Origin of the sequence: Bacteroides sp. ET71 (genome assembly GCF_023336905.1) — a bacterium.
In the GTDB taxonomy this organism is placed as follows: Bacteria; Bacteroidota; Bacteroidia; order Bacteroidales; family Bacteroidaceae; genus Bacteroides.
Genome location: NZ_JAMBLS010000119.1, coordinates 1 through 741 on the forward strand (window position 1 = coordinate 1; position 741 = coordinate 741).

At 59.1% G+C, this 741-nt stretch carries 1 protein-coding gene; it reads right to left on the reverse strand.

Annotation, left to right across the window (positions count from 1 at the left end; translation table 11 throughout):
• The coding region (locus M3090_RS15450; RefSeq protein ID WP_249057756.1) for an N-6 DNA methylase at positions 1-741 on the reverse strand (741 nt) is incomplete at both ends.

Consider the following 741-nt stretch of genomic DNA (forward strand, 5'->3'; position numbering starts at 1 on the left):
GGTTCCCACATGGCCGCGCGTATGGACAATGGCGGCGGTACGCTCGAAGTATTCATTCTGGGTCGTGCCGTCCTCTTGCGTACTGACTTCCACGAAGGCTTTTTCAAGGCCGGTGTATTCCCTTCCGGATGCCGTGTCCTTCTGCAACACAATGAGGTCGCTGCCCACCTCCGTACCGGCATAGTCGGTAAAGAGATTGTTGGGCAGGCGGATGGCGGACAGGAGCCGCGCCCTTTCCATCAGATATTGGCGCACGGGAGTGCCCATCGCGGAGTTCATCACCCCTTGCGAGGTGATGAAAGCCACGATGCCTCCCTCGCGCACGGCATCCAGCCCCTTGACGAAGAAATAATTGTGCAGGGAGTTCATCGCGAAGCGCCGTGCCGTACCATCGTCCATCAACGGGTCAAATACGCGGATGTCGCCGAAGGGGATGTTGCTCGCCGCCACGTCGAACCGCCCGTTGTCCTGCGAGGGAAGCTCCTCGAAGCCTTGCACACGGACATCCGTACCGGGCTGAAGCTGCCGGAGGATACGCCCGGTCAGCAAATCCTTTTCGTATGCCGCCATTTCGGGCTGGGCGGTGGCCGTGAAAAGATGCGATTGGAAAGCGGTGATGAAGTTACCCGTACCCGATGACGGGTCAAGGAAGCGGTGCGGCGACACGCCATGCTCACTTAATGAGGATGCCAGTGCACCAATGATTTCCGGCGGTGTATAGAACGCGGTAAAGGTGGATGC